7 protein-coding genes are annotated in these 9,304 nt (G+C 58.3%); 5 read left to right on the top strand and 2 right to left on the bottom strand.

The features are described 5' to 3' along the window. Positions 1-446 precede the first annotated feature (446 nt). The 5 genes from ENN40_00460 to mnmA all read left to right on the top strand — a co-directional run bounded on the left by ENN40_00460 (position 447) and on the right by mnmA (position 5,536). Positions 447-1,298 (top strand): EamA/RhaT family transporter, encoded by an 852-nt coding sequence (locus ENN40_00460; protein ID HDP93816.1) that lies wholly within the window; start codon positions 447-449, stop codon positions 1,296-1,298. Positions 1,299-1,463: 165 nt separating this feature from the next. Then, positions 1,464-2,606, top strand: coding sequence for a hypothetical protein (locus ENN40_00455; protein HDP93815.1), 1,143 nt, complete (start codon positions 1,464-1,466; stop codon positions 2,604-2,606). Beyond that, positions 2,606-3,493, top strand: a complete 888-nt coding sequence (gene uvsE / locus ENN40_00450) for a UV DNA damage repair endonuclease UvsE (protein HDP93814.1) — start codon at positions 2,606-2,608, stop codon at positions 3,491-3,493. Before ENN40_00455 ends, uvsE begins: the two co-directional genes overlap by 1 nt. 46 nt (positions 3,494-3,539) lie before the next feature. Then, on the top strand, positions 3,540-4,508 hold the full coding sequence (locus tag ENN40_00445; GenBank protein ID HDP93813.1) for a tRNA-dihydrouridine synthase: 969 nt from the start codon (positions 3,540-3,542) through the stop codon (positions 4,506-4,508). Next, the gene (gene mnmA / locus ENN40_00440) at positions 4,505-5,536 is read left to right on the top strand and encodes a tRNA 2-thiouridine(34) synthase MnmA (protein ID HDP93812.1); all 1,032 of its coding nucleotides are present in this window, start codon (positions 4,505-4,507) and stop codon (positions 5,534-5,536) included. Before ENN40_00445 ends, mnmA begins: the two co-directional genes overlap by 4 nt. A 133-nt stretch (positions 5,537-5,669) precedes the next feature. On the opposite strand, the gene ENN40_00435 is transcribed toward mnmA, so the two are convergent. Continuing rightward, positions 5,670-7,691, bottom strand: coding sequence for a CBS domain-containing protein (locus ENN40_00435; protein HDP93811.1), 2,022 nt, complete (start codon positions 7,689-7,691; stop codon positions 5,670-5,672). A gap of 64 nt (positions 7,692-7,755) precedes the next feature. Beyond that, the coding region (locus ENN40_00430; GenBank protein HDP93810.1) for a DNA polymerase I at positions 7,756-9,304 on the bottom strand (1,549 nt) is incomplete at its 5' end.

Here is a 9,304-nt window from a genome sequence, read left to right as displayed (position 1 = left end):
GCATAAGCGAACGCAAACGGCAGGTTCCGGGGCCCCATGGGCTGAGGCAGGACGGCCGAAGGTAAAATGATGCCCCGGATTACATCCCAAATAACCACCGGGGTCATTTTAGTCCGCCGAAGAACACCGAAGTGGTGAGCGGTGACCTGTGCCCTCTGGGTATTTATGCCCGAAAGGGTACTCTTCAAAAGCCTTTCCCTTTTTAAACCAGAGTGACGTGCAAACCCACACAAAATGGAAGAGAACCGAAAGTTGAAGAGTTGAAAAGTGAGAGCAGGGACGAGTGCAAGAAGGTCACGGGTGTCAGTGATTTTCATACACCTGCTTGTGTCAAATTAACTTCTTCCCTCTTTATCTCTTCAACTTTTCAACCTTGTCATGTATGATTCAGACTTTCACGGAGGTGCAACCTGCACACACGGAATCTGGCCCCGCTTTTGCTCTTATTGACCTTATCACTGATCTGGGGTTCTTCTTTTATCCTGATCAAGAAGTCGCTGGTCGCCTTGACTCCCCTGCAGACCGGTTCTTTACGTGTGCTGATCTCGGCACTGGCATTCCTGCCCTGGTTGATAATCCGCCGGCGCCATATTCCCTGGAGAGGAATTCTTCCGGTGATTGTATTCTCGCTTTGCGAGGTCGGAATTCCTCCGTTTCTCTACGCCTTTGCCCAGACGCGCATAGACAGCAGTACGGCCGGCATTCTCAACAGCCTGGTTCCCCTGTTTACACTGATCACGGGTGCGATGTTTTTTGCCATCCGGGTTGCCGGACGCGACATCGCCGGAGTGCTGCTGGGATTGACCGGTGCCATTCTTCTGGTCGGCGGCCGCGGTTTCGCTTTTCGCTCCGCGGACCTGTTTGGCCTGCTGGTGGTCCTGGCCACGCTGCTTTACGCAGTTGCTGGAAATATCCTACAGACCCGCCTGTCATCCATCTCACCCATGGATATCTCCGCCATGGCCTTTGTGTCAATGGGGATTCCCGCGTTCGCGATCCTGATGCTGGAAGGGATCCCGGATGTTTCCGCGGCTACCTTGCCTTCTTTGACGGCGGTGACCATTCTTTCCCTGGTGGGATCGGCGGCGGCCATCGCTCTTTTCAGCCGGCTGGTCCAATTGGCCGGCGCACTGCTGGCATCTTTTGTTACGTATCTGATTCCCGTGGTCGCCCTGATATGGGCTGTGATCGACGGCGAAACGGTCGGAGGTCTGCAACTTCTTGCACTGGCGGGCATCCTGGGCGGTGTCGCCTTGGTAACCCGTCCGCGCAAGCCAATGACAGACAGACCCGCCTGAAAGTTAAAATATAGAAAAAAGCAGTCAAAGAGTTGGATACAGGGGGCAGGAAGGGGGGGATTCGTGTTTACATACTTACAAGCACCGTCCCCAGTGCCCGGTTCACGGGGTTGTGCCTCACGCGGAAATCGTTGATAATGGCGCTGACGGAGAGGAGGAAAGGGGATGAAAAGAACCCGGATCTTTGCCTTGATCTGGATGATGGCAATGACCCTGGTTGTGAACGCCGGGACTGTACCGTTCCGACTGGTGGGGCACATCATAGTGGTGGAATGCCGACTGGATGACAATGACACGCGGCTGAATTTCGTAGTGGACACGGCCGGGCGGACTTTCGTGGATCCCGAAACGGCCAAAAAACTAAACTTGAAAACCAAGGGTTTCGGGGTCAAAATCAGCAAACTCAAGATGGGCGATATGGTGGTGGGGAATGTATTCGGCCTGATGGGTTTCGACTTCTCTCCTTGGAAAAAGCATGGCATCCACCTTTCCGGCATGATCGGATCGGATTTGCTGGAACGCTTTACCGTGACCTTTGACTACCCGGCCCGGCACATTGATTTCTCTAATGCGCGCGAATTGGACCCGGCACTCCCGGGGCTGCGCCAGAAGTTTTCCAGCCATCCCATTAACAACGCTCCCATGGTGCCGCTGAAAATCGGGGATCTGCCGGAAATACAGGCCATGATCGATACGGGACAGCCAATGGGCCTGGTCCTGCCCCTGAGTATGTGGAAAGATGTCCGGCCGCAAGGCAAGGTGGTCCGCGCCCGCGGTGTGCTGCTCAAGTGGCCCATGACCCACAGCCGCGAAAACCGCCTGACCCGCCAGCATGATGTGCGGGTAGGACCGCTGCCTACGGAGACGGTGCCTGTTTTCTGGGCGGAACTGCCGGCCGCGTTGTCCGTACCCCTGTTGGGCCGGGATTTTCTCTCGCGCTACCGCATCACCTTGTGTTATCCCGCCCGGGAAATCCTGTTCCAGCCCTTGGTCGACAAAGTTCCTGACTCCAGTGCTTCCACTTTCGGTTTTTTTGTATACTGGGACGAAGAGTCTGGCCATGCCCGCCTTCGCGGTATCTGGCAGGGAAGTCCGGCTGATGTTGCCGGCCTCGAGCCCGAGGACAAAGTGCTCTCAATCTGGGGCAATCCGGTGAACTTTGCCGACTTTCCGGATATGCTCAACCGCCTGGAAGATCCGGAGGTCCGCGAAGTGGAAATGGAAGTAGAACGGGACGGTCGCAGGCGCACACTTCACCTTGAGCGCCGCCCGCTTTTCCAACCACTGGACCAGGCAACCGAAGCCTGATGCGCATCGGCTATCCCTGTATCAACCGCGGCATCGGCTGTTCCGCCGGCCGCACTTTCCGCCTGGCCGGCTATACTCCGCAACGTTTTCGGGAAAAGGTCAGCGAGAACCTGGCGTGTTTGAGGCGCATCCTGGAATTCAATCGCCGCGAAGGGCTGCTGTTTTTCCGAATCAGTTCCGACACGGTGCCTTTCGCCTCCCACTCGGTCTGTGACGTGGATTGGGCGTTCGAATTCGCCGCGGAATTGGTTGAATTGGGAGAAATAATCAAGCAGAGCGGTATGCGGATTTCCATGCATCCGGACCAGTTCGTGTTGATCAACGCGGAAAAAAGCGTCATCGTGGAGGCATCGATCCGCGAGTTGGCATACCACGCCGCGTTTCTGGACGCAATGGGACTGGACCGGCAGGCGCGAATCCAGATTCATGTGGGCGGATTGTACGGGGACAGGGAAGGCGCCTTATCCCGTTTTGTCGAGGTGTTTGCGGGCCTATCTCAGACCCTGCGGCAACGCCTGGCGGTGGAAAACGATGACAGGCGGTTCTCGATGCGTGATTGTCTCTGGATTCATGAGCGTACGCAAATCCCGGTGATCTGCGACAACCTGCACCACCGCCTGCTCAACCACGGGGAGTCGCTGGGGCAGGTCATGGAAGCGGCCGCCGGCACCTGGAGCAACGCGACCGGACCGCTCATGGTGGATTACTCATCGCAATATCCCGGAGGCCGGCCTGGACGCCACGTTGAACATCTGGACGCGCACGACTTCAATGCTTTCCTTGATCAAACGCAAGGCCTGGACTTCGACCTCATGCTGGAAGTGAAAGACAAGGAAAAATCCGCCCTGAAAGCCCGCGACCTGGCCCGGGCCCGGGGTTGGTTGTGATCGCTACGGATTTTGAGCCGGAAAAGCGGAATGGTATAATGGCCGGGTGACATTACGCATCGGTTCCCTCTCTCTTTCCAGCCCCTATATCATGGCTCCCATGGCGTCCTTGACCGACGTGGCTTTCCGCGGTCTGGTCGCGGAACTGGGCGGCGTGGGCCTCTTGATTACGGAGATGATTTCCGCCGAGGGGCTGTTGCGGCGAAACCAGAGGACCATGGGGATGATCCGTGGTCCTGGTGAAACCACGCCGGTTTTCATGCAGTTGTTCGGCGAGTCTTTCCAATCCATGGCGGAAGCCGCCGCCATGGTGGCGCAAGAAACCGATTTCGACGGCATTGACATCAACATGGGCTGTCCGGCCGGCAAGGTGATCCGCAAAGGCGCGGGCGCCGCATTGATGAAGGACCCGGTCAAGGCGGCAAAAATCGTTTCCGCGATGCGCCGCGCCGCGCCTGATCTTCCGCTTACCGTGAAGATGCGGCTGGGGTTCGACCGGGTCAACGCGGTAGATTTCCTGGAAGCGGTTCAAGGTGGAGGCGCGGACGCCGTTATCGTGCATTTCCGCTTACAATGCCATCGTTACCGGGTTCCCGCCGACTGGAGCCACGCCGACTCCCTGCGACTCATCGCCCGTGTGCCCCTGGTGGGAAACGGCGATGTCATGACCGAGTCGGACGCGCGCATGCGCCTCGAACAGGTTGACGGCGTCATGATCGGCCGGGGTGCCGTCATGGATCCCCTTATTTTTCATCGCCTGGCCGGCGGCAACGGTTGTGACGGCCTGGAGGCGAGGGTGATTCCCCGCCTGCTGGAGTTGATTGAAACGCACTATCCCGAGCCCATGCGATTGGCTCGGTTGAAAGCGCTGACCCGGTTCCTGGTCAGCGGTCGGCACATGAGCCGGCGTTACCGTCAGGCGATTTACACTGCGACCACGTACGCGGAAGGAGCCCGCAACCTGCTGGTACTGGCGGACCGCATCATCAACGGTCACGGCGCGGCGCAAGCGTGACAGCCATGCGCGTGGCCGTGGGATTCTCAGGCGGGCGGGATTCAACCGCGGCCTCGATCCTGCTCAAAAAGCAGGGTCATGTCGTGGAAACAATCACATTGCGCCTGGGCGCTCCCGGAGAAGACGAGCGCCTGACCGCGTCGGCGCGACTGGCTGAAAAGATCGGGGTTTCGCACCGGGTGGTGGATGCCCGTGATGAATTCGCGCGCCGGGTGATCAACCCATTCCTGGAGGCCTATGCCGCGGGCATCACCCCCAATCCCTGCGTCGCATGCAATGCACGCGTCAAGTTTGAATTGCTCATGGACACTGCCCTAGAGAACGGAGCCGATATATTCGCCACCGGCCATTACGCCCGCCTGGAGCGGGAAGGGGCGCGTCTTCTGCTTGCCGAGCCGCGGGAAAAAAAGAAATCCCAGATCTATTTTCTCGCCATGGTGGAGCCGGAACGCATGCAGCGTGTCTGCTTTCCCCTGCATGACACTACCCTGGATCAGGTGCATGGCCTGACCCGGTACCTGCCCCTGGCGGGAGAAAAATCCAGCCAGGATGTCTGTTTCCTGGGCAAACAACCCCTGGAAACCTACCTGCGCGCAATGATTCCCGATGCATTTCAGCCCGGCCCCATCAAGGACACCCGTGGTGAAGAGATCGCTTCCCATCTGGGCGTGGCCGCGGTCACTATCGGGCAACGCCGGGGCTTGGGGTACGCAGCCGGGAAACCGCTCTACGTGGTGGCAAAAGATATGATACGCAATGCGGTGATCCTGGGTGAAGAAAAGGAACTTGAAAAGGAGCAAATCTTGGCGACAACTCCCAATTACTGGCGCAAGTTAGAAGTTGGCGAAAAAATGTCTGTACGCATCCGCTACGCTTCCCCTCCTTTCCGTGCCGTGATCACCCGGGCTGATGCCGCCGCGATCGAGGCCCGTTTTTATGCCCCGGTCATGGCGCTGACCCCCGGTCAGTTGGCGGTGTTTTACCAAGAAAAACGTGTGGTGGCGGCGGGGATTATCAGCTTGAGGTGACAGGTGGCAGGAGGCAGGAAATAAAGGTGTCAAGTATTAGGTGACTTGACAAAATCTGAATAAGGAATAAGGCAGAAGGAATAAACGAGCGCCTATTCTTTCCAACTTTCCAACTCTCCAACTTTGCTGATCCTCATAACCTCGAAAAGGCTTCCACGTGATGGCGGTCGCCCAGGATCAATACGCTGTCGTCTTCACGCAACACCGTGTTGGCGGAGGGATTAATCAGGCGGATCTCTTTTCCGGGGAGGGTGCGCTTGATCATCACCACTTCCACCTGGCAGCGGTTGCGGATGTCGAGGTCGCGGATGCGGCGGCCGACGAACTCGCGCGGCGTTGCAATCTCGAGCAGGAACAACCCGTCATGCATCTCGACCATGTTCAGACGGGTGAAATCGCCCATGAACGAGGATATCTCGCCGGCCAGGTCACGCCGCAGGATCTCTTTGTTGTAGGCGGAGATCACATCAATACGCCAGACCGTTCCCCGGACTTGGGCCGGATTCTTTCTGTCCACCACCGGGATTTCGCTGACGTTGTGGCGGCCGAAGGCGCGCATTACCGTGTCCAGGTTGTCATCGGGATAGAGAAACACCGCTTGGGGGGATGCGATATCCGCGGCCACCACCAGGTCCCGCAAATGCTCGAAATCGGGGGCGATGGCGCTCAGCTCTTCCTGCGATATCTGCTCGTTGATGCGGCCGTCGCCGTCGGTCAGGTAGATGTGGGAATGTCCGGAACCGATGAAACGTTGCACGATTTCTGTGAGCGAGGAGTCGGGCGGAGAGATCTCGATGTCCGGCCGCATGACGTCGGCCACTTGCAGGGAGCGCAGCACGTTGATTTCACGACCTTTCTCCAGGTGGATGCCCCGGCGCATCAGTTTCAGGGTGTAGATCGATCCCCGGTGCAGCCGGGTGGACATCAGGCTGCTGATGGTAGTGGCAATCATCAGGGGCAGGATGATCTTGTAGTCATTGGTCATCTCGAAAATGATCAGGATCGCCGTGATGGGCGCGTGGGTGGTGGCCCCGACCACGGCGCTCATGGCCACCAGCGCGTAGGCGCCCGAGCCGGCGGTGACTGTGGGCAGCAGTCGATGCAGAATATGGCCGAAGAATCCCCCCGTCATGGCACCCATAAACAGGGATGGGGCGAAGATACCGCCGGAACTTCCCGAACCCAGGGTGACCGAAGTGATCAGTATCTTGACAAAAACCAGGGTCAGCAAGAGCACAATCGGCATGTGCCCCAGCAGGGCCTGGTCCATGGCCTCGTAGCCCACGCCGAAGACCTGGGGGAACGAGATGCCGTAAATGCCGATTATCACACCACCCATGGCGGTCTTGATGTAATCGGGACGCTTTAACTGGTCGAAGCGGTCTTCCAGGGCATAAAGCACCTTGATAAACAACAGGGCCACCAGGCCGCACAGCAGGCCCAGGATGGCATAGGGAATCAGTTCCAGGGGATGAATCAGTTCGTATTTCGGCACCTGGAACGCCGGGGTATTGCCGAAAAAGGCGCGCGAGACCACGGTGGCTGAAACCGATGAGATCACGATGGGCGTGAACTGGGCCACGGCGAAATCCCCCAGCAGAATTTCAACCGAAAACATGGCCCCGGCGATGGGCGCGTTGAATGCGGCGGCGATGCCCGCGGCGGCGCCGCATCCGACCAATGTCTGCATGCGTTTGCGTGAACAGCGGAACAACTGCCCGAAAGAGGAACCGATTGCCGAACCGATCTGGACGATCGGTCCTTCCCGGCCCACGGAGCCGCCGGATGCGATGGTGACGGCGGATGCCACCGCTTTGCTGAATACCACCCGGGGGCGGATGACACCGCTTTTCAGGCTGATGGCCTCCATGACTTCGGGGACGCCGTGGCCTTTGGCTTCGCGGGAGAAGTAATAAACGATCAATCCCACGATGAACGCGCCGGCCGTGGGCACCAGGATGGTGCGTCCCCAGGCCAGGGAGTCGCCCCAGGGACCCCAGAACCACTCTTCAAACAGGTGGATGAGAAAGCGAAGCCCGGCCGCACCCAGTCCCCCGGCCAGGCCGATAAAGATGGGGATTACCACCAGGAAGATCTGGTCGGTCTGTCTGAAGCGGTTGAAGAGGGCAAAACAGCGGCTGCGAAACGATTTCATGATGCCGGGCCGGACCAAAAGGGCATCTTCCCTTATAGCTGATCCGCGCCCCGGAGTCAAGAACTCATTGCGATAGCGGAGTCAAGTCGCCCCAATTGGGGCCGGTCTTGACGGAGACTTCCAGCGGGACCCGCAGGTTTGCCGCGTTTCTCATCTCCTGCTTGACCAGTTCGGCCAGGGGCAGTTCCGTTTCAGGGACGAATTCGAACACCAGTTCGTCGTGAACCTGCATCACCATGTGGGCGGAAAACTCTTTTAGGCGGGGTTGCAGTCGCACCATGGCCTGCTTGATGATGTCGGCGGCGCTGCCCTGGATAATGGTGTTGATGGCCATGCGTTGGCCGTTCTCGCGCACATTGCGGTTGACGCTGGTGATTTCGGGGATGGGGCGCATGCGTCCCATCAGGGTGAACACCCGGAGCTCTTCGCGGGACTTCTCCAGTGCGTCTTCAATGAAACGCCGCACTCCGGCGAAGGTATTAAAGTACTCGTCGATAAAGCGCTTGGCTTCGGAAAATCCCACTCCCAGTTCTTTTGACAGGCTGTAGGCGCCGCTGCCGTAAAGGATGGAAAAATTGATAATCTTGGCGCGCCGCCGGCGTTCTCCGGGATCCAGGTCCAAGCGCTTGGAAAACACCCGCTCGGCGGTGTGGGCGTGAATGTCGATGCCGGAGCGGAATGCCCTGATCAGTTCCGGATCCACGGAAAAATGGGCCATAACCCGTAGTTCAACCTGGGAATAATCCGCCGACATCAGGCGGGTTCCCCGGTCGCCGCTGAAAGCGCGGCGCACGTTGACGCCGCCCATTTCGCTTACGGGGATGTTCTGCAGGTTGGGCGCGGAAGAGGAGAGGCGGCCGGTTGCGGTTACGGTCTGGTTGAACGAGGAGTGAACGCGGTCTTGGCTGTCCAGGTGATCCAGCAATCCCCGCAGGTAGGTGGAATAAAGTTTCTGCAGGGTGCGGTACTCCAGGATCCGATCCACGATGGGATAGCCGCGCAATTCGGTCAACACGTCATTGTCGGTTGAGTAGGAGCGGGTCTTGCGCGTGCGCTTGACCACCGGCAGGTTCATCTTTTCAAAGAGCAACTCGCCCAGTTGCTGGGGTGAGTTCAGGTTGATGCGCACTTTCGCCAAATCGAAAATCTCTTCGGCCAGCGCATCGATGCGCTTTTTCATCTTTTCAGCGGCTTGATACAGAAAGTCGCGGTCGACAAAAACGCCCCGGTATTCCATCTCCGTCAACGCCTCGATCAGCGGGATTTCCAGGTCGCGGTAGAGTTTATCCAGGTGCATCGATTGCAGTTCCCGCCCCAGTTTTTCGGCCAAACGCAGAGACAGGTGCGAGTCGGCCACGCAGTAAGCCGCCACTCGCTCGACGGGAATCTCTGCGATGGGATTCTGCGAGCGGCCTTTGCCCACAAGCTCATCCCAGGTGGTCTGGTGAAAGCTGAGAAACTCGGCGCTGAGTTCCTTGAGCTTGTGCGAGCGGCGATTGGGGTAGAGCAGGTAGGACATGACCATGGTATCATCAGCGATTCCCTTTACCTTCATGCCGTGGCTGCAGAGGTGGAGGATGTCGAACTTCAAATTGTGACCGGTCTTGGCGATT

The sequence above is a fragment of the Candidatus Aminicenantes bacterium genome (assembly GCA_011049425.1).
GTDB lineage: Bacteria > Acidobacteriota > Aminicenantia > UBA2199 > UBA2199 > UBA876.
Note: the sequence above shows the minus strand (reverse complement) of the source record. Positions and strands in the feature narration are given on the sequence as shown.